This is a genomic window from Lentibacillus kimchii (assembly GCF_042666895.1).
Classification (GTDB): Bacteria; Bacillota; Bacilli; order Bacillales; family Amphibacillaceae; genus Lentibacillus; species Lentibacillus kimchii.
On sequence record NZ_JBHTGR010000017.1, the window covers coordinates 24,264 to 44,944 of the forward strand.

General features: G+C 52.0%; 18 protein-coding genes, 1 pseudogene and 1 riboswitch. Of the genes and pseudogenes, 2 read left to right on the forward strand and 17 right to left on the reverse strand.

Going from position 1 to position 20,681, the window contains the following annotated elements; translation table 11 throughout:
• Nucleotides 1-98: 98 nt before the first annotated feature.
• From ACFQU8_RS08345 to ACFQU8_RS08380, 8 genes are all read right to left on the reverse strand, one after another.
• Complete coding sequence (locus ACFQU8_RS08345) at nucleotides 99-1,007, reverse strand: glycosyltransferase family 2 protein (RefSeq protein ID WP_382358755.1); 909 nt, start codon at nucleotides 1,005-1,007, stop codon at nucleotides 99-101.
• A 115-nt stretch (nucleotides 1,008-1,122) separates the two neighbouring features.
• On the reverse strand, nucleotides 1,123-2,952 hold the full coding sequence (locus tag ACFQU8_RS08350) for a polysaccharide biosynthesis protein (RefSeq protein WP_382358756.1): 1,830 nt from the start codon (nucleotides 2,950-2,952) through the stop codon (nucleotides 1,123-1,125).
• 323 nt (nucleotides 2,953-3,275) lie between these two features.
• Nucleotides 3,276-3,404, reverse strand: coding sequence for a hypothetical protein (locus ACFQU8_RS08355; protein WP_382358757.1), 129 nt, complete (start codon nucleotides 3,402-3,404; stop codon nucleotides 3,276-3,278).
• Nucleotides 3,405-3,509: 105 nt separating this feature from the next.
• Complete coding sequence (locus ACFQU8_RS08360; RefSeq protein WP_382358758.1) at nucleotides 3,510-4,196, reverse strand: ABC transporter ATP-binding protein; 687 nt, start codon at nucleotides 4,194-4,196, stop codon at nucleotides 3,510-3,512.
• The gene (locus ACFQU8_RS08365) at nucleotides 4,117-5,091 is read right to left on the reverse strand and encodes an oligopeptide/dipeptide ABC transporter ATP-binding protein (protein WP_382358759.1); all 975 of its coding nucleotides are present in this window, start codon (nucleotides 5,089-5,091) and stop codon (nucleotides 4,117-4,119) included. The genes ACFQU8_RS08360 and ACFQU8_RS08365 overlap by 80 nt, the downstream gene beginning before the upstream one ends.
• 14 nt (nucleotides 5,092-5,105) lie before the next feature.
• On the reverse strand, nucleotides 5,106-5,969 hold the full coding sequence (locus ACFQU8_RS08370) for an ABC transporter permease (protein ID WP_382358760.1): 864 nt from the start codon (nucleotides 5,967-5,969) through the stop codon (nucleotides 5,106-5,108).
• Nucleotides 5,966-6,979 carry an ABC transporter permease gene (locus tag ACFQU8_RS08375; protein WP_382358761.1) on the reverse strand — a complete coding sequence of 338 codons (1,014 nt, stop codon included), beginning with the start codon at nucleotides 6,977-6,979 and terminating at the stop codon, nucleotides 5,966-5,968. The genes ACFQU8_RS08370 and ACFQU8_RS08375 overlap by 4 nt, the downstream gene beginning before the upstream one ends.
• Nucleotides 6,963-8,615: an ABC transporter substrate-binding protein gene (locus tag ACFQU8_RS08380; RefSeq protein WP_382358762.1), complete on the reverse strand. Its 1,653-nt coding sequence runs from the start codon at nucleotides 8,613-8,615 to the stop codon at nucleotides 6,963-6,965. The genes ACFQU8_RS08375 and ACFQU8_RS08380 overlap by 17 nt, the downstream gene beginning before the upstream one ends.
• A gap of 158 nt (nucleotides 8,616-8,773) precedes the next feature.
• Here ACFQU8_RS08380 and ACFQU8_RS08385 point away from each other — a divergent pair, with 158 nt between their 5' ends.
• Nucleotides 8,774-10,402 (forward strand): AMP-binding protein, encoded by a 1,629-nt coding sequence (locus ACFQU8_RS08385; protein WP_382358763.1) that lies wholly within the window; start codon nucleotides 8,774-8,776, stop codon nucleotides 10,400-10,402.
• A 67-nt stretch (nucleotides 10,403-10,469) separates the two neighbouring features.
• On the opposite strand, the gene ACFQU8_RS08390 is transcribed toward ACFQU8_RS08385, so the two are convergent.
• On the reverse strand, nucleotides 10,470-11,267 hold the full coding sequence (locus tag ACFQU8_RS08390) for a YhfC family intramembrane metalloprotease (protein ID WP_382358764.1): 798 nt from the start codon (nucleotides 11,265-11,267) through the stop codon (nucleotides 10,470-10,472).
• A 170-nt stretch (nucleotides 11,268-11,437) separates the two neighbouring features.
• Nucleotides 11,438-11,539: riboswitch (purine riboswitch) on the forward strand.
• A 161-nt stretch (nucleotides 11,540-11,700) separates the two neighbouring features.
• Here ACFQU8_RS08390 and ade point away from each other — a divergent pair.
• Nucleotides 11,701-13,434 carry an adenine deaminase gene (gene ade / locus ACFQU8_RS08395; RefSeq protein ID WP_382358765.1) on the forward strand — a complete coding sequence of 578 codons (1,734 nt, stop codon included), beginning with the start codon at nucleotides 11,701-11,703 and terminating at the stop codon, nucleotides 13,432-13,434.
• 237 nt (nucleotides 13,435-13,671) lie between these two features.
• Here ade and hisC read toward each other — a convergent pair whose 3' ends face one another.
• The 8 genes and pseudogenes from hisC to hisZ form a co-directional block, all read right to left on the reverse strand.
• Nucleotides 13,672-14,727: a histidinol-phosphate transaminase gene (gene hisC, locus ACFQU8_RS08400; protein WP_382358766.1), complete on the reverse strand. Its 1,056-nt coding sequence runs from the start codon at nucleotides 14,725-14,727 to the stop codon at nucleotides 13,672-13,674.
• The gene (gene hisIE, locus ACFQU8_RS08405) at nucleotides 14,720-15,355 is read right to left on the reverse strand and encodes a bifunctional phosphoribosyl-AMP cyclohydrolase/phosphoribosyl-ATP diphosphatase HisIE (protein WP_382358796.1); all 636 of its coding nucleotides are present in this window, start codon (nucleotides 15,353-15,355) and stop codon (nucleotides 14,720-14,722) included. The genes hisC and hisIE overlap by 8 nt, the downstream gene beginning before the upstream one ends.
• A 33-nt stretch (nucleotides 15,356-15,388) precedes the next feature.
• Nucleotides 15,389-16,105 (reverse strand): annotated as a pseudogene (gene hisF / locus ACFQU8_RS08410) (imidazole glycerol phosphate synthase subunit HisF); the annotation flags it as partial.
• Between the two features lie 2 nt (nucleotides 16,106-16,107).
• Nucleotides 16,108-16,818: a 1-(5-phosphoribosyl)-5-[(5-phosphoribosylamino)methylideneamino]imidazole-4-carboxamide isomerase gene (gene hisA, locus ACFQU8_RS08415; protein WP_382358767.1), complete on the reverse strand. Its 711-nt coding sequence runs from the start codon at nucleotides 16,816-16,818 to the stop codon at nucleotides 16,108-16,110.
• 21 nt (nucleotides 16,819-16,839) lie between these two features.
• Nucleotides 16,840-17,424, reverse strand: a complete 585-nt coding sequence (gene hisB / locus ACFQU8_RS08420; protein WP_382358768.1) for an imidazoleglycerol-phosphate dehydratase HisB — start codon at nucleotides 17,422-17,424, stop codon at nucleotides 16,840-16,842.
• Nucleotides 17,399-18,700 (reverse strand): histidinol dehydrogenase, encoded by a 1,302-nt coding sequence (hisD, locus tag ACFQU8_RS08425; protein ID WP_382358769.1) that lies wholly within the window; start codon nucleotides 18,698-18,700, stop codon nucleotides 17,399-17,401. The genes hisB and hisD overlap by 26 nt, the downstream gene beginning before the upstream one ends.
• Before the next feature lie 5 nt (nucleotides 18,701-18,705).
• Nucleotides 18,706-19,332, reverse strand: coding sequence for an ATP phosphoribosyltransferase (gene hisG, locus ACFQU8_RS08430; protein WP_382358770.1), 627 nt, complete (start codon nucleotides 19,330-19,332; stop codon nucleotides 18,706-18,708).
• Nucleotides 19,333-20,574: an ATP phosphoribosyltransferase regulatory subunit gene (hisZ, locus tag ACFQU8_RS08435; protein ID WP_382358771.1), complete on the reverse strand. Its 1,242-nt coding sequence runs from the start codon at nucleotides 20,572-20,574 to the stop codon at nucleotides 19,333-19,335.
• Between the last annotated feature and the right edge of the window lie 107 nt (nucleotides 20,575-20,681).

Genomic DNA, 20,681 nt, shown 5'->3' on the forward strand with positions numbered 1-20,681 from the left:
GTGTTTTGGCACAGCGCCTGGCCACTATCTGACCCTGGAGCTATTAACGTACAGAACGGGGTTATCGGGCATGGATCTGCTCAAGCTCTGTTGCGGGCTTAACCATTGCCCTGCCGCAGTTTCCGGGTGTGACTCACCAGCTCACGAACGCAGTTATAAGGCGACGTGACCAATGCTTTTAGCAGATGTGTGGCCGTGATCCGCATATAGCCACTCCGCTTGCCGGCAACAGCCATAACAGCATGGTGTCTGAACGTTACATAGCGCCGTTCAGCCCGGCTGAGCTGCGGGAAATAGGTTTGTTTAAAGGCGAATAGTTCCCGTTCCTTAGCTAGTTTGTTAGCGCCGACGGAAATCCGCTCACCGTCATGAATGTACTGGATGACGTTTGCTTCCGGCAAATAGCCAATGGTCAAGCCTTGCTCAATCGCCTTCAGCATCAGCATAAATTCCTGGCCCATCGCGACATTATCAAACCCGCCAATTGTATGGAGTGCCTCCTTTTTAAACATATAGGAAGCAGTCGGGGTCAGATGATGCAGCAAATGGTTCTTTAACAGCTCGTCATTCGCTAAGTTTGTCACATAGGGATGATGGCGAAAGTCGACAAGCGTGTCAGCTGTATCATGAATACGAACGTCCGTAAAGGAAAGGTCCAGCCCGTTTTCTTCCATATAATGGACCTGGCGTGTGATTTTCTCCGGTAAATAAATATCGTCATCATCGAGAAACGTTATGTAATCGCCACTTGCCCGGGCAACACCTTCATTGCGGGCCAGCGCACCCCCGAGATTTGTCTCATTGCGATTATAGGTGACGCGGGAGTCGTTCTCGTACGCCAGCATTTTCGCCTCGGTTTCCGCTCGCACATAAGAATCAGGGGCATTATCATCCACGACAACAATTTCGATAGCTTGATAGGATTGCTTAAGAACCGATTCAATGGCCCGTTCCAGATAGTCACTTCGTTTATAAGTCGGAATAATGACACTTACACAGGGTGTCATAGTTTATCAGCGCCTTACTAAAATTATTCTTAGATTATAGCCACAAGCGGGGCCGTCAGTTATGACATGACCCACGCTCTGCGCCCAGATGCTGTGAATCACGCCACCATTCCGGTCAGGAGCCTTTTGCGGCAAGCTCCGTCCGCTCAGTATGGACAATCGTCATCAGGGCTTCTTTTAATTGCGTATCGTCTTTGTCCGAAAACTGCTCGATGAGACGTGTGATCAGACGGGGATCCACTTCGAGTGTCCGGCCGACATAAATTTTCTCGTAAACTTCCCCGGGATGCACTTCATCATCACTCAGCGGTTCTTCAAACATCTTTTCACCTGGGCGAATGCCGCTGTATTCAATCCCGATTTCCGTCTCCGTGTAGCCGGAGAGTTTAATCAGGTTGCGGGCAAGGTCGACAATCCTGACAGGTTCGCCCATATCGAGGACGAAAATCTCCCCGCCCCTGGCAAGTGTTCCGGCCTGAATCACCAGACGGGAGGCTTCCGGAATCGTCATAAAATAGCGCACCATATCCGGGTCCGTCACGGTAACCGGGCCGCCCCGGGCAATTTGATCTTTAAACAGCGGAATGACACTGCCGCTGCTGCCGAGCACATTGCCAAAGCGCACCGCAGCAAATGTTGTCTGACTGGTTTGATTCAAATGCTGAATGATTATCTCCGTGATGCGTTTCGTCGCCCCCATCACGTTCGTCGGGCGGACCGCTTTATCCGTCGAAATCAGGACAAACGTGTTGACGTTAAAGGCATCCGCTGCTTCCGCCATATTTTTTGTACCGATCACGTTATTTTTCACGGCTTCGTGCGGGTTGTATTCCATAAGCGGGACATGTTTATGCGCAGCAGCATGATAGATAATCGCTGGTGCGTATTGCTGGACAATTTCATACATACGGTCTTTATCCCGTACATCACCAATCAGCGTGACAAACTCCGTGGCAGTACTGTCGTATGTGTCCTTTAATTCCATATGGATCTGATAAATGCTGAATTCATCGTGCCCGACAAGCAGCAGCCGGCCGGGCTGGAATGGCATCAGCTGGCGGCACAGTTCCGAACCAATCGAGCCGCCGGCACCTGTAACCAGAACCGTACGTCCGCTGACGTATTGCGAAATGGCATCGATGTCCAATTCTACAGGGGCCCGTCCCAAGAGTTCCTTTTCATCAACATTTTTAAGACTGCTGACCTCGACACGGCCGGTCAGGAGATCCTCAAGCTTCGGAATCAGCTGCACTTTTGCATCGGCCTGGCTGCATATATTCACGATCGTATTCAGTTCGCCATTAGCAAGCGACGGTATGGCGATTACGATAAGATCAATCTGCTGCTGGTCGACAATTGCGGGAACATCCTGGATGCGGCCAAGCACCGGGATGCCGTACATTTCCATACGCTGTTTCGTCATGTCATCATCGACAAAAGCAATCGGCCGTATCTCTTTGTGTTCATTCCGGTTATGCAGCTGACGGGCAACCATGGTGCCAGCAGCGCCAGCCCCGACAATCAGGGTGCGATTCTGGCCTTGATACCCGTCGATATAGCGGTCGTGAAACACGCGCCAAACAAAACGTGATCCGCCAATCAGTGTGACATGCAGGAGCCATGTGACAAGAAGCGCGCGTGAATAAAGGGTGAAATCAGCCGCAATCATTTGCACGAGACCAGCAACGATAATGGACAGTGTCACCGATTTAACAATCGCCAGCAGTTCACCGACACTCGCATATGCCCACACTTTATGGTACAGCTTGTACACCGCGGCAAATAAATGATGCGAAATTAATAGAGCTACAGCACTGATGACAATGGCGTCAAGCTGGAAAACATCTTTAGACCGGTAGGTGACCCAGGCAGCAATGAAAAGTGCGGTGCTGACAATGACTGAATCGAGAAACATTAACAACAGCAGGCGTGTTCGATAGGTCACATATATCCCCCCTTCCCTTTTCATGTGCAGGTCAGACGAAAACGCTCGTTCGCTGAATTCCAGTATAACAGATTTCGCCATAGCGCAACAGTTTTCTATCAGGGGGAAGCTGGATGCTGGTCAGACTGCCATAAAGCTTTTTCATCTTGATCAGCAATCTTGCATGTGGTGTACTTATACGTTAGTTCAGTCCCATGAAATTGATACTTGTAAGTGTCAGGCTGAAAAGATTATATCCCCCGTTACCTTACACGACAGGCGGACGCTTTCCGCGGGCACGGCTTGAGCCTCCTCGCTCGCAAAAAACCGCTCGCTGTGGGGTCTCAAGACTCGTGCTGTTCCCGCAGGAGTCGCCGCCTGTCGTTCCAGGTAACGCGGCTTGTCTTCAGTTTACTTTGCTGGTCTAGTTCAGTATTGCCTTTTTTCGTCCAATCGCACCTTGATAATGCCATATTTATTTCCTTCTTGACATACCACCGCAGGTCTTTCCAGCAAGGCTTTCGTTTATTCTGCTGTTTCAGCGACAGCTGTGGCAAGCATGATTTGCCTGAAACGTCTCAGTCAGCCGGCTGCAGCAGCTCGGGAAAAGAAACCAGCCGGTCTGCAACCCGCTTTAGCAGCGCTTGGTCATGACTGATGGCGAGCACGCCGAACCCCCATTCGTTGCGCATGTGTAAAACGGCCTCCCAGATCTGTGCCTGTGTGACTGCGTCAAGCATCGTGGTCATCTCATCCGCGATCAGATAATCGGCTGCCGAACCAAGGGCGCGCGCCAGGCAAAACCGCTGCAGTTCACCGCCGGACAGCTCACGCGGGTACCGCTCCAGCCACGCCCGGGAAATGCCCAGCGTCTCCAGGAAATTATGACCAGCCCCGCCCCCTTCAGCGAGGATTTTTTTCATTTTCCAGCGGGGGTTAACAGCGTGCTCGGGATGCTGCAAAACCAGCTGAACCGGGTGCACCCCGCTTGCAGGCAGCGCATGCCCATCCAGCAAAATATGGCCCGCATCCGGCTTCGCAAACCCAGCCAATAGTTTTGCGAGCGTCGTTTTGCCTGTGCCGCTCTGGCCAGACAGCCCGACAATTTCACCCGGTGCGATCGTTATGGATAGATTATGGAACAGCGGCTGATCCCGCTTATACCCGTAACGAAGTCCCCGCGCCTCAAGCATGAAAACACCTGACCATCCCGCCATGCTGCGTTTTCGATGGAGGTGATGTTTGCCAGCAGATTTCTGAGGCAAGCGGGCATCTCGGGGCAAACGCACAACCCGCCGGTTTTTCATCAGGAAGCGGCTGTGAGCCTGCGATGGGCGTAAAAGTTTGCTGTGGCAACGCGTTCCATAACGCCCGTGTATAAGGATGGCGCACGTTTTCCCCGTTTCCCTGAAAGTCCTGCACGTTGGCGATTTCCACCGTTTCGCCGGCATAAAACACTGCGATTTTGTCAGCAACCGAGAGAGCTGTCATGATATCGTGGGTGACAAACATGACCCCTTTGCCGACATCCGCGAGCTTGCGAATGTTCGCGGTAACATCCGTCAGCGCCGCCTCATCCAGCCCCGGGGTCGGCTCATCCGCAATCATCAGCGACGCATCACTCGCCAGCGCTGCCGCTATCAGCACACGGCGTGCCATGCCGCCGGATAGTTCAAACGGGTAGCATTTCCCGGCATCACGGGACAGGCCCATCGTCTGAAAAATCGCTTCCTGCTCAGCCTGTTTATGTTTTCCCTTGAGCATGTGCTGCACCTGTTTGCCCACTTTCATCAAGGGGTCAAGTGCGCTGATCGACTGGGGAATCAGCGTGATATCCCGGCCGCGCAGCCGCTCCTGCTGCCCGTCTGTAAGCGGCTCGCCAGCAAACGACAGGCGGCCGCTGACTTCTGCATTCACCGGCAGCAGGCCTAAAATGGCATCCGCCAGCAAGCTTTTCCCAGAACCGCTGGCACCCACGACTGCAACGACCTCACCTTCATGGATGGCAAGCTCGACATCACTGATAACCTGGCTCGTCATCTCCTGCCAGCCTTTATGATACTGATGAAACGTCAGGGACATGTTTTGCACTTCAAACAGCGGTTCTCCTTCATGTTCCGCGAAGGGTCGTCTCGTCTTATCTGCAGCAGGCAGCACCATGTATCAGTCCTCCTTCAACCATTCTGACTGTGAAACGGATCGGCCAGCTTCCGGACGTGGCGCCCCAGCATGTCAAAGGTGCCAACCATTAACAGCAGCATGAGCCCAGGGAAAAACGCCAGCCACCACATGCCCGTTGATAAATAACGCATGGATTCTGACAGAATTACGCCGATAGCCGGCACATCAGCAGGCAAACCGAATCCTAAAAACGTGATCGCTGCTTCGTGCAAAATCACATGCGGAAATAATAAGACAAAACCGATCAGGAGCTGCGAGGTTAAATGTGGCAAGAGATGCTGCCGGGCAATCCAGAAACGTGATCGGCCGAGCCTGCGGGAAATCGCAACATAGTCGGTGTTCAGCACCGGCAGCACCTCGGCTCGCAACAGGCGAGTGAGCGCCGGCCAGTGCGTCAGCGCAAGACCCACAATCACGCCTTTAAAACCGCCGCCCAGCGCAAAGGAAATTAAAATCAGAATCACGATATGCGGCAGACTGAGAAACAAATCAATCAGCCAGGTAACGACCGTATCAAACACCTGATGGACCGAGGCCAGCAAACTCAGCAGCAGCGCTATGATGACGCTGACCAGAGATGCCAGGACGCCCACACCAAAACTCAGGGTGAGACCCTTAAAGGTACGAGCTAGCATATCCCGTCCCATCCAATCCGTGCCAAATAAATGTCCGAGCGATGGCTGCCCGTTTCTAGCAGCTAAATTGACCGCCAATTTGTCCGGACTGATCAGCCAGCCAGCAGCAAGCATGCCGGTGAGCAGCAGAGCAGCCAGGACAATCATGAGGACTGCCTTTTTCCGAATTGACCATTTTTTCCGTTTGCCAGCAGAGACACCCACGGCTGTTTGTTCATTCATGTTGCTTCGTCCTTTCTGATCCGCGGATCAACCAGCCGGTACAGCCCATCCGCCAGCGTGTTGCCCACAAACACAAAAATGGTGCTGAACAACACGATCCCCAAGAGCAGCGGCACATCGCTCGATAGGCCGGCCTGGACGACAGCCTGCCCGAGTCCGGGATAGGCAAAAACCTGTTCTGCCAGCACCGCGCCGCCAAACAATTCACTGAATGAGGCGAAATGCAGCGATATCGCAGGAAGCGAAACGTTGCGCAAGCCGTGACGCCACAACAGGGAAAAACCCCGCTCCCCTTTCGCCCGCGCATAGCGGATGAATTCGCTATGCAGAACTTCGGTCAGTTTTTGCCGTGTATGCAGAGCGACGTTGGCCATACCGGTTATGCTTAATGTTAGAGCCGGCAGAACCAAATGCTTCAGCTGTTCGGCCAGGGTGACGTCCGCGGCCACTTCTCCGGCCGGTGAAGACAGCCCTACCGGGAACCAGCCCAGGGACGCGGAAAACAGCATAAGCAATAACAGGCCCAGCCAAAACGGCGGTGTCGAGGCCATGGTGAAACAAAAGCCTTTAATCAGGCGGTCGAGCACCGTCCCTTCACGCATACCCGCGATAAGACCGGCCAGAAAACCGATGATGCCGGATAAGAGCCAGGCAGCCCCCATCAGAACGAGGGAAGCACTGAATCGTTCCACAATCACCTCGGCAACCGGCTGCCGAAACACCAGTGATGTGCCAAGATTCCCGTGCAGAACAGCTTTTCCCCAGCTGATAAATTGCTGATACCCGGACGCATTCAGGCCCCAGTACGCAGCTATGTTTTCCTGCTGCTCCGAACTCAGGCGTGCCATATCCCCGCCGACGTAGGAACGGACCGGGTCAATCGGCGAATAACTGACAAGCATGAAGGCCAGGATGCTGACAGCGATAAGCAGGGTCGTGAGTTTTAGCGTTTTTTTCGCGATCAGCCGCAACACAGGTCGGAACCGCAATGTGTCAGCCTTCCTCCGCATCTTGCCAGTGCCAGTTTTCAATGGCGTCCGTTATAGGCCAGCCGTGCCCGTGCGGCTGGATGCGCTGCTCGCCAATCTTTAAATCATCCTTTATAAAATACGTATGCTCAATGTTCACAAGCCATACCCACGGGGCATCCCCCTTTGCCGTGAAACCTGTCTCGCCGTCCCACTGAGCCTTTTTCCAGAATGCATTGGCCGCTTCCTGCGATGTGGCCCGCATCGCCTGTTCCATATAGCGGTCAACGTCCGGATTGCTGTAATAATTGGCGTTATTCAGACTTTCAGCTTTTGTATGGCTGCTATAGGTGTGATACATCTCCAGCGGTGTTTGATTGCCATAGCCCATCATGACCGGATTCGCTGGCATGAGCCTTTCCAGTTCATCCCAGCTTTTACCTTCTGTGCTGATAGACAGCCCTAATGGTTCCATCTGACTCGCAAACGCCAGCGCTAAGGATTGCCGGATGTGATCATCAGACGGATAATACAATGTGAACGACGCCTCCACACCGTCTTTTTCACGGACGCCTGCATCATTTTCCTGCCAGCCGGCCTCAGCAAGAAGACGTTTGGCATCAGCCAGCCGGTTATCCTCAATGACCGTATCCGGATTCCACCAGGGCAAGTCATCAGCTATGGTATAAGCCGGTGTGCCGTAACCTTCCAGAACACCGTCCACCAAACCTTCGCGGTCGACTGCGATATTCATCGCTTTTCGGATAGCTCTGTCCGATGTTACAGCATTTCCGAGCGGATACCCTTCTTCTGTCTCACCGCCGGCTTCGGGATAAGGCAGCATGACACCCCGGTTATCCACACTCTGCAGATCAACGAGCCGCATGCCTTCAACCGTCTCATCCGCTAGCGATGGCGGAACAGCCGCTACATCTGCTTCACCCGCCTGCGCTGCAGCAAAGGCCGCGTCCTCTTCCAAAAACAAGAAGGTCAGCTTTTCAAAATTGGGCGGGTCTCCGTAGTAATGCGGATTGGCCTCGACAATTAATTGCTGGCCTTTACGCCATTCAACGAGCTGAAAGGGGCCTGAACCGATGGGATGCTCATTATACGCCTCATCATACGCGTGCTCCGGAACAATCCCGATCCTTGCTAATTGATCGATAAACGTGGAATCCGGCTCTTTTAAGGTGAACGTCATCGTGTGGGCGTCCGCCTTTTCAATCGATTTGACATTGCTCAAATCAATCACCGAGCCGCTCGTCTGGGCGGTTTTATATGTAAACACAACATCCCTGGCGGTCAAGTCTTCCCCATCGGAAAACTGCACGTCTTCCCGTATGGCAATTGTCCATTCCAAACCATCGTCACTGACGTGATAATCGGTTGCGAGGTCCTTCTGGATAGCAAGGTCCTCATCATACGTTAAGAGCGTACTCTGAAACAAAGGCGAGCCGTACTGGCCCCAGCCGGTGGTTGGATCAAAGCCCTCATCAGGCTCACCGCCGATTGCCAGCACCAAATCTTTGCCCTTGGAGGCATCCGCCGTTTCCGCTGAACCAGCATCCTCCTCGGCTGATGCGCAAGCACCCAGAGCAGCTGTTAGCAGCGCCATCATGATGACCATCATCGATCGTTTCAGACGCATCGGGCATTCCTCCAGTTGTTCTGTCGTCATCACATAACTATGCGTGTCTTAATGGTTTCATGCACCAGGCATTGCTGGGCCTTCTATCCATTGCTATTTATATGAAATTTTATTATAATCAAAAAATACACAATACTTAAATGGGGTTATTTATCACATGCGTCCGATAATCATAAGGAGGAATCATCATGCCATTCGAAACACTCATAACATCTGAACAAATCAAAGAAATGGAACAGAACGGATTGTGGCGGATGGAAACGGTCTTGGACCACCTCAACCAGTGTGTTGATGCCTGTCCTGACTCTGAAGCAGTTTTTGACGGCTATACCAGACTGACCTATCATGAACTAGCTGAGGAAGTGCAGTACTGTGCCGCTGGTCTTGCGGAACTGGGTGTCGAGAAGGATACGGTTATCTCGCTGCAGCTGCCGAACTGGGTGGAATTTATTATTTTCCATTATGCGGCCACTTTTTTAGGAGCCGTTACCAATCCGCTTGTCCCAATCTACCGGGAACAGGAAATCCGTTATATGGCGGACCTTGCTGAAACGGAAGTCTATATAGCACCCAAACAATTCCGGAATTTTGATTATGAAGAAATGATTCACCAGCTGAAACCTGACCTGCCCGCATTAAAATCGGTCATTATCGTAGGCGAACCGGACTATGATACGTCACTTAGCTATGATACGTGGATGAAGGATAACCGCCAGTCCGGCCAGAATGCGGAGGAAGTGGACGCTGATCCGAACGACGTTTCTGAAATTATTTTCACGTCAGGAACAACAGGGGAGCCAAAAGGGGTGCTGCATACCCACAACACGCTAACCTGCGCAACACAAGGCATGATTGATCATCTAGGTCTGACGGACAGCGATGTCGTTCATATGGCTTCAACTTTTGCCCATCAGACAGGGTTTCTGTACGGATCACGCATGCCGGTGCAGTGCGGTGCTAAAGGCGTTTATCAGGACGTGTGGAATGCAGAAGAATTCGTTGAGATGATTGAACAGGAACAGATCACCGTCACATTTGGCGCAACACCGTTTCTGCACGATTTACTGAACGCCAGCAATCTGGAGGACCGGGATATCTCATCACTGCGCATTTTCGTTTGTGCAGGAGCGCCGATTCCCAAGCCTCTGCTGGAAGAGGCCCTGGAAAAATTGCCAAACTGTAAGGTGCTGGGCGCCTGGGGCCAAACAGAAGATGCGATCGTGACCGTGAGCAGCCTCGATGATCCGGCTGATGTGATTATCTCATCCGACGGCATTCCCATTAGCGAGGGAACAGAAATACGCGTTACCGACGATCAGGGCACAGAGCTCCCCTATGGGACTGAGGGGAACCTCGAGGTGCGCGGTTCATTCGTGTTTGCCGGCTATGCCAAACGTCTGGCGAAAACCCAGGAGGAATTCAATCAGGACTGGTTTATCACCGGGGATCTGGCCATAATGGATGAAAGCGGGCATATGAGCATTTCCGGCCGGTCTAAAGATCTGATTATCCGGGGCGGTGAAAATATTCCGGTAGCCTACGTGGAAGACGTGCTGTATAAGCATCCATCGATTGCAAGTGCCTCAGTCGTAGCCGTGCCTGATCCGCGCATGCAGGAACGTGCGTGTGCCTGCGTCATACCGAACGACGAAACATCGCTGACCATGGACGAATTACAAACATTCTTACATGAGCAAGGTCTTGCCAAACAATACTGGCCGGAATACTTGCAGGTGTATGAGGATTTGCCGCGCACGCCAAGCGGAAAAATCCAGAAGTTTAAACTGCGTGAAGAAGTCAAACAGAACGTGACCTGATTACGGACTCACAGCAGGAGCTCTTCCCCACTGCCGCAGCAAACGGGAAGAGCTCCTGCTTGTCATTTTATTGAGCATCTGCTGAATCACTGAATAAACGCTTCGATCGTTTAATAAATCTGAGCGAGGCAAGCGCAACGATTAACAAAAAGATTTCGGCTATTAGGCCGTTTAACTGAAAGGCTTGCGTCAGCATAATCGAGATAAAATTGACAGCCGTATGAATCAGGATCGCATAGAACAGAAAACGGATCCTGCTTCTGCTGACACTGTAGAGCACCATTAATGATAAGGCCAGCTGCAGCGCAAAGGTCAGGAGCCGCTCCACACCAACCAGGAAAAACATATAGGCCGGCGCCTGGGTCAGCTGATCCTGCATAACCTGTAACTGCAGTGATGCGTCGCCCATACTCTGCAGCATGTCCGCAAACTGCCCCGTATTAATCATGACAGCGACGATAATGGACTGAACACTTGCTATGGCACCCACGAGAATCGCCTCAATTCCGCCGTGCCCAATACCGTAAGCGATACCGTCCTTCCAGTCCCGAAATGGTGTTAAGATCAAGCGAAATCCGACATACCGTCCGACTTCTTCAAACACACCAGCGGCCAGTGCGCCGTACAGTGCGTACAGATACGGATTTGTCAGCCATTCACTGGTGACATCATTTCCCTGCAAAACATAGCCATTCAATATGGACTCCAATAATTGCGAGAAAACGATGAATATAGCCACACCGACCAGGACTGGCTTCCAGTCAATGCGATAGGACCGTTTCATATAAATCCAGCCAGCAATCGGTATGATCAGCGATAGCAAAAGCGACATAACCATAAACACAATCGACCATGAACTTACCAAATAAATACCCTCCATCCTTGCCACTTTGAAAAAAAAGGCAGCTTGTCTTATGATATCATACATTCAATCGTTTGAATCAGGTGCCAGGTACATACACAATTCTGAATAATCTGAGTTGTGTATGTACCTGGCACCCAGCAAAACAGGATGTTATAATGAGAGACATCTAAAAAATGATAGTGGTATTCACTCATATAATTGCAAGGATATGGCTTGCGCGTTTCTACCAGTTTACCGTAAATAAACTGACTATGAGCAGCAATGGGATAATCATAGATGTTTTAAGTCTATTCTTTTTCGGCGCGTAACCCGAAGACCTTTTGCTCACTCATAGGATGATTGAGTGTGCACTGGTTCTTCGGTTTTTTTATAGGATGCGGCAATGAAGGCTATAAACCCTTTGCTGAGCGGTCCAACCATTGGAGGGATAATGTTGAATAGAAATGAATTAAAACAATTGATAGACGTAAGTGCAGGTCGTGAACCCGCGGATCTGGTTTTGAAAAACGGCAAAATTGTGGATGTCTATCAAGGCGCTATTCTCACAGGTGATGTGGCGATCGTCGCAGGAAAAATTGCCGGTGTTGGCGAAACGTACGACGGTAAGGAAACGGTCGACTTACAAGGAAACTATATAGCGCCTGGCTTCATCGATCCGCATATTCATGTCGAATCCTCCTATGTAACACCGGAAGAATTTGGCCGGCTGCTTGTCCCCCACGGAACAACAACCGTGATGGCCGATCCTCACGAGATCGTGAATGCAGCGGGACTTACCGGGCTTGATTATATGATCGAAGCAGCGAGCCACACCGCTTTAGATATCCACTATATGCTGCCTTCCTGCGTGCCGGCTACCAATATGGAGAATTCTGGATCGGTGTTGAATGCCTCCGATATGGCCGAAGCTTTGCAAGAAGGAAAAGCCCAAGGTCTCGCCGAGTTCATGAATTTCCCAGGTGTCATTCAAGCCGAGACAGACACGCTGGATAAACTGTTAGCTGCGAAAAATCTGCATAAACGCATCGATGGCCACAGTCCGATGGTGAGCGGCAAAGACCTTAACGCCTACATTGCCGCTGGGGTGGAGAACGACCATGAGTGCTCCACCGCTGAGGAATTGCAATCGCGGATTTCAAAGGGAATGTATGTCTTTTTAAGGGAAGGTTCTGTAACACAGAATCTGCGCACCCTTCTAAAAGGCGTCACACCGCACAATGCGCGTCGCTGCGCTTTATGCGGCGATGATGTGCAAGCCAAAACCATCCTGGAAAAGGGTCATTTGGACAACGCCATCCGCATCTGTATAGAGGAAGGTGTTGATCCGATCCAGGCGATCCAAATGGCGACGATTAATGCTGCCGAAAGCTGTGGATTTAACGACCGGGGAGCCGTCGCCCCGGGGCTGAAAGCTGATTTAGTTATCTTCAGTGATCTTGCTAATCCCGTGGTGGAACAAACCTATATTGACGGCAAACGTGCTGCCGATCAGGGAAAGTACGTCATGCCAGTTAGCCGGGCAGACATATCGCCTATCGAGTCCAGTATGCATATCAACGATTTTTCAGAAGACAAACTCGCTCTGCCGCTGGCTACAGCTCAAGCGCGGGCAATTGAAGTTAATCAGACAGAGGCTTTGACCAATGAGGCCATCGTTGACGTTGACCAGGACGAGAAGGGCGCGTTTGTTTATAATCCTGAAAAACCGGTTGCGAAAATTGCTGTTGTTGAAAGGCATCACCATACCGGGAACGTGTTTGTGGGACTATTGAAGGATTATGGCATTAGCCGGGGTGCTATCGGAATCTCGATCGCCCATGACTCGCATAACGTGATTGTAACCGGAACGAACGACGCGGATATGGCAGTGGCTGTTGAAAACTTACAACACCAAGACGGCGGTGTGGTCCTGGTTGATAATGGAAAGGTTATCGGCAGCATGGCACTTCCAGCAGGCGGTTTGATGAGCCATCTTTCGGGAGAAGAAGTCGCCTCCCAGCAAACCACCATTAATCAAACAGCACGCGACGTCCTTGGAATCGCGGAAGACGTTGATCCCATCATGACACTGGGCTTCATGTCACTAGCCGTCATCCCCACCCTCAAAATCACAGACCTGGGCCTCGTCGACGTAACAAAATTTACATTCGTGCCCGTATCTGTATAAGGTAGGTGCCAGGTACATACACAATTGGGAACTATCTGAATTATGTATGTACCTGGTACCCGGGCAGCATGCGTGACTAAACCGCTCTGGAAATAGACGTCGCTTTCCGCGGGCGGCTGGTGAGCCTCCTCGCGCGCCGGCGCGCTCCGGGGTCTCACCTATCCTTTGCTCCCGCAGGAGTCTCCGTCTTTTCCTCCGCTGTTTAAGGTGAGCTGCCAGGCACCCCGAACCAACCCTTTACCCGAGTTCATCCAGCGCTGCCAGTACTTCTTTCATGTTATCTTGTGTTCCAATTGTTATGCGGAGGTAGTCTTTTATCTGCGGCTTGTTGAAGTGTCTGACCATAATTCCCCGCTGTTTCAGCTGCTCGTACAGTGCTCCGGCCTCATAAGCCGGATGCCGGACAAAAACAAAATTGGTCTGCGACGGCAGGACGGAAAACCCGCGCGACTTGAGCTCTCCGGCAAACCACTCCCGCGTCGCGATGATCTGCCGGGTTGTCTCAGCGAAATAATCCCTATCCTCGAGCGCAGCCGCCGCTCCCGCAATAGCCAGACGATCAACGGTATAAGAATTAAAGGAATCCTTCAGCCGCAGCAAGCCTTCGATAAGCTCAGGCTGGCCCAGCGCAAAACCCACGCGCAAACCAGCAAGCGAACGTGATTTAGACATCGTCTGGACGATAAGCAGATTAGCGTACGTATTAATCAGCGGGACAGCTGAAGCCTCCGCAAAATCAATATAAGCCTCGTCTATAATAACGACCTGATCCGGATTATGTTGCAAGATCGCTTCAATACGCTCCAGCGGCAAATACACACTCGTCGGCGCATTCGGATTGGGGAAAATCACGCCGCCTTCTGCCTGAAAAAAGGCTTCCGCCGGCAAACGGAAATCAGTCGTGAGCGGCACTTCCTGATAGGGTATATTAAATAACTGCGCATAAACCGGATAAAAGCTGTAGGACACCTCCGGAAACAGAATCGGCCGCCCAGGGTCAAAAAACGCCATAAACGAAAAGGCAAGCACCTCATCTGATCCATTGCCCACAAAAACATTTTCCTTGTGAAGCTGCTGATCGGCCGCGATTGTCTCGCGCAGATAATCAAGGCTGGGCGGCGGGTAGCGCTGCAGCTGTTGCTGCGCTGCCGCCTGTATCGCCTCCACCACATGAGGCGATGGCGGATAGGGATTTTCGTTCGTGTTTAATTTTAAAATATCCGACTGGCTGGGCTGCTCACCCGGAACATAGGGCTCGGTGCGCTTGAGCGCCTCACTCCAGAATTTAGACACGTTCGTCACCTTCCTTTTCCAGCTGCCGGCGGTAGAGTTCACGTTTAATATCAGCGACGGAGATACCGAGCACTTCCATTAAAACAAGCGTGTGGTAAGTCAGATCAGCGATTTCCCACGTCGTTTCCGCCGTATCCTGATTTTTCGCGCCAATAATCACTTCACTTGTCTCTTCGCCGACCTTTTTCAGGATTTTATCGATCCCTTCCTGGAAAAGATAGTTCGTGTATGTTCCCTCTGCGGGCTTTTCATGCCGGTTATGAATGCGCTGGACCAGCTGTGTCACAACGTCCGGCTCCGGCGTCTCTTCTGCATAAAGCGACTGATGAAAGCACGTCATCTCGCCGGTGTGACAGGCCGGGCCGAGCGGTTCCACCTGAACAAGCAGCGCGTCCTGATCACAGTCATACGCGATGTGTTTTACCGTCTGCGTATTGCCGGATGTTTCGCCTTTATGCCACAAGGTCTGTCGCGTTCGACTGAAGAGCCATGTTTCCCCCGTTTCCAGCGTTTTATCGAGCGCTGTCCGGTTCATATAAGCAAGGGTCAGCACACGCCCGTCCCGCGCGTCCTGAATAATCGCTGGAAGCAGGCCGTTCTCGTCAAATTGCAATGTATCCGGCATCATCCCCGCGTCCTGATGACCGTCTATTTCCGCTTTTAAGTCACGAATCGTCAGCACGCCATAATGAAACACCGAAGCACCAAGCGCAGCATCTGCCCTGTTCGGCTTAAGCGCGTCCAGGATATGCGCAACACTTCCGGCGCCGCCGCTCGCAATAATTGGAATTTGCACACGACGGGCAACCGCCTCGATCAGCTCAAGATCATAGCCATTTTGTTCTCCGTCCGTATGAATCGCATTCAGAACCAATTCGCCCGCTCCGAGCTGTTCGCCTCTCACGGCCCAGTCCACAGCATCAAGCCCGGTATCGGTCTGGCCGCCGTTTTGATACACGTGCCAGCTGCCATCACGGGAAGCTGCAGCATCAATCGAGAGCACCACCCGTTCCGGTCCAAATTGGTCAGCTGCCGCGGCGATCAAATCGGGATCGCTGACAGCAGCAGTGTTGATCGATAATTTAGCAGCCCCGGCATCGCGCAGCTGCTGCATCTGTCCGAGTGTCTTGATGCCGCCGCCTGCTGTCAAAGGAGCCTTAACACCCGCGGCGAGCTGCCGGACGACATCAAGGTAGCCGGACCACCCATCCGGATCAGCAGCAATGTTATAACAAACCAGCTCATCCGCGCCGTCCTGATCATACTGTTTGGCTAATGTCACCGGGTCAGCGACATCTTTTATATTTTGAAACTTTTGCCCCTTCACAACGCGCCCGTCCGCAACATCGAGGCAGGGAATAATCCGTTTAGCCGTCATGTTTAACACACCTCCAAAAGTTGTTTCAGTGTCGTGGTGCCATCGTATAAAGCTTTTCCGACAATGGCGCCGTACATATTCATGTCACGCAATCGTCTCACGTCTTCTTCGCTCGTAATGCCACCTGAGGCAATCACGTTAATCGCTGACGCATGCTGAATGGCCTCAAGCTCCGCTATATTCGGTCCCTGCAGCATCCCATCTTTGGAAATATCTGTATAAATCACGGTCTTAACACCGCTTGCCGCCAATTCCTGGATAAAGTCAAGCGCCCGCACACGACTTGTCGCCGTCCAGCCGTCTGTTGCAATCAATCCATCCTTAGCATCGACCGAGACAGCAATGCGATCACCATAGACGTGCAAAGCCTTAGCCAGAAATTGGCGATCTGCAAGAGCAGCCGTCCCGAGAATCACGCGATCCACCCCGGCGTTTAGATAAGCTTCCAGCTGCTCGAATGACCGGATGCCGCCGCCGACCTGCAGCGGGATCGAGACCTTCGCGGCAATTTGCGCGATCAGCTCCTTATTTACGGCTTGGCCAGCTTTGGCGCCGTCCAGATCCACAATGTGCAGATACGGCGCCTGAGCGCTCTCCCATTTTTCTGCCATCGCTGCCGGTGAGTCACTGTAAACATGCTCCCGGGCATAATCACCCTGAATCAGACGGACACACTTGCCATCCCGGATATCAATCGCTGGCAATAGAATCATAGACTCACCCCTTTTTATCTGCTACAGCATGCCTTTCGTGCTGGGAATACCTGTCATACGCCCACTGATGCGGCTTGCTTCATCAAGCGCCCGGCCGAATCCTTTGAAAATGGCTTCAATCATATGGTGGGTGTTCTCACCATAGGCAAGATTAATGTGCAGTGTCACCCCAGCATGGCGGGCAAAGGCGAGGAAAAATTCCTTCACTAGTTCGGTATCAAACTGCCCCGCTTTATCCTTTAATCCCTCCACATGATACACGAGATAACTCCGGCCACTGATATCCAGCGACACGGTTGCAAGCGCCTCATCCATCGGTGTTGTCACCGTCGCATACCGGGTGATGCCGGCTTTATCGCCCAGAGCCTCACGAAAAGCCTGCCCCAGCAAAATTGCGCTATCTTCGACCGTATGATGCTGATCCACCTCTAAGTCACCAGCACAGGTGAGCGACAGATCAAATAAACCATGTTTCGCCGCCAGCGTCAGCATATGATCCAAAAACCCGACACCGGACTGGATTGACGCGTTGCCTTCACCGTCCAGATGCCAGTCCAGACGAATCGCTGTTTCGGACGTTTCACGACTGAGAACGCTTTGCCGCATGATTAGCCTCCTTTCTTATCTGCACTGAATTCGCATGTGCTGTCAGCTGCTCCGACCGGGCCAATCGGTCAATCTGGTCAGCCGCCTGTTCGAGCGCGCTGGCACTGTATTCGATAATGCTGGTTCTTTTTATAAAATCATACACGCCGAGCGGTGAGGCAAATTTGGCTGTTCCTGATGTCGGAAGTGTATGATTGGGCCCGGCAAAATAATCACCCAGCGGTTCCGGTGAATAATGACCGAGAAAAATAGCTCCCGCGTTCTGCACGCGATCGACATACGCCCCGGCATCAGCCAGCATCAGCTGCAAATGCTCCGGCGCCAGATCATTTACGATGTCAAAAGCCTCATCGAGACGGTTCACAACAACAATCGCCCCGTGTTGATCAAACGCTTGATCAATAATGGCTTTGCGCTCCAATTGGTCTATCTGTTTTTCAATTTCTGCTTGAATGGCCTTCGCTTCCGAGGAAGAGTTTGTGATACAAATCGCTGCTGCATCCGTATCATGTTCTGCCTGTGACAAAAGGTCAGCCGCTGCAAACGACGGTGGTGCTGTGTCATCCGCCACGATACAAATCTCACTGGGACCGGCGATCATATCAATCGCCACATCACCGTACACCCACTTCTTGGCACGCGCCACATAGGCATTTCCAGGGCCGGTAATCTTAGAGACGCGGTCAATGCTTTCTGTTCCATAAGCAAGCGCCGCGATTGCCTGCGCTCCTCCCAGCTTATAAATGGCTGTCACCCCCGCCAGATCAGCTGCTGCAAGGACTTCATCGGAAATCCGGCCATCCGGACCGGGTGGTGTGGTCATGATGATCTGCTTCACGCCGGCAATCCGGGCAGGAATCGCATTCATCAAGACGGTCGACGGATACGCAGCTGTTCCCCCTGGGATATACAAGCCGACTTTTTCAATCGGCGTTACTTTCTGGCCGAGCTGTTTCGCATTCGTCTGTTCCAGAAACCAGGAGGCCTCTTGCTGGGCCTCATGAAACGCTGTGATATTATCACGGGCTTCTGCAAGAGCATCCATAAAAGCATCCGTCACATTTTCCCGTGCCGCATTTATTTCAGGACGCGAAACAGCAAGATCCGCCAGCTGCACACCGTCAAACTGCGCCGTCAGGTCAAATAGCGCCCTGTCGCCATCCTGTTGCACCTGACGGATGATTGCCTGCACCGCTTCATCCAGCTGCTGGTGCCCGCCGGATGGTTGCCGGCGCCCCTGCCGTTCAGCAAATTGCTCCTGTGTCATGATTTCCATGATGATCACTCCATTCCTGTTTTGAGCTGATTAATGAACGTATGGATGTCGCGTGACTTCGTGGTAAAGCTCGCTTTGTTCACAATCAGCCGCGTACTGATGTCGCCCAGTTTATCGAGTACCAGCAAACCATTCTCCTGCAATGTGGTGCCTGTTTCCATAATATCGACAATCACATCAGCGAGACCGATTAACGGCGCCAGCTCGACCGAACCGTTCAGCTTAATCACCTCAGCAGGTATACCGCGCCTGTCAAAGTAAGTCCGCGCAACGACCGGGTATTTCGACGCCACCATGATTTTTTGTGCTGGATCAGATGGCAGATGCTGCTTGCCTGCCAGGATAAATTGACACTGGCCAAGCGCTAGATCAAGAAGATCATAAACATCGGCCGCGCGCTCCATAATATTGTCTTTGCCAGTGACTCCGGCATCAGCCGCTCCCTTTTCCACATACGCGGGCACATCGAGCGGTTTTACCAATATCAGCCGGAGCTGACGCTGGTCGTCGCTGAAAATAAGCTTCCGGCTTTGCGGATGAAAATCCGGGAAACGATAACCCGCCTGCTCCAGCAGTTCAAGGACACTGTCTGCCGTCCGCCCTTTTGCCAGGGCAAGTGTAATGACCGCCATTCACGCACCTCCTATCGCTTCATGCAGCAGCGATTGCAATTCCTGTCCGTCGGTAAACGCCTGTTCTGTCTGTTGGTCATCAAACCAGTTGCCGTCGGGTGAGAAACAAGCCGTGCAGCTGCTGTCTTCGGCGGTGTGTCCGGAATCCCCCCGCGGATAGGTCACCACGGCATAACCAGCTTCACGCAAATCATTAGCCGTTCTTAAAGCATTGATCTGTTCCTGAGGTTCATAAAACAGCGTTATATCAACAGATGGCGCTGTGCTGACAAGGCGGTTTTCCTGTCGCAGCGCATCTGCTAGATAGCTGGTCTCATAGGCAAAGCCAATCGCCGGAAGCACCGCTCCAAACTGATCAGCCAGCCGGTCATAACGGCCGCCCATCACCACCGGTTTGCCGTAATCCGCTACAACTCCCTGAAAAATCACGCCCGAATAATAGTCCATGTTGTTGATCAGCCCGAGGTCAAATACAACCGCATCCGCCGCGTCATAGGCCTGCAACAGCTTGTTCAGCGCATGCAAATCAGCCAGTTCCGCCTTCATATCAGGCGTTAGGGCAAGCTCCTCGGCACGTTTAAGCACATCCTCCGGGTCGCCGTATAATAATGGAATGGTCTGCAGAATAGCTGCCAGATCATCCGGAACATTGACGTCCGCGAGAAACCGTTTAATATCAGCGAGATTTTTCGATTGCACCAGCATCTGCAGCTGCTCCCGTTCAGCAGGAGCTAAATCGAGCTGACGCATCACAGCTTTAAAGAACCCAGCATGCCCCATTTCAATTTTAAAACGTTCAAATCCGAGATCCTGCAGGCCATGAGCTGCCAGCGTGATCACCTCGGCATCTGTCTCCGGCCGGTCGCTGCCAAAACGCTCCACGCCTGCCTGCAGACGTTCTTCCAGCTCAGAGGCCTCCGGGTACTGCCGGAAAATATGCGACACATAAAATAAACGCGCTTCCCGTGTCGTCGACGAAGCCATCATACGGGTGATGGGGATGGTCACATCAGGCCGCATCACCATCACTTTGCCTGACTGATCAATCGCTTTAATCATATTTTCCCGCTTGACGGTTCCACTGACCAAATCATATAAATCGTACTGTTCAAATGTGGACGTCCGCACCTGACGAAACCCATATGTCTGAAAGCGATGTTTCAGCGTCTTGATTAACGCCTGGCCGGATTGAAATTCAGCCGATCCCGTATCCTGTGAACGATCAAACAAATACGACTCCACACCAGCACCCCCCCTTTAGTTGTATCCAATTCGACTTTATTACTTTATCACTTTATTTAATTAAAGTTTTGTAAAGTATATATGATGAAAAACGCTATGTCAATAGG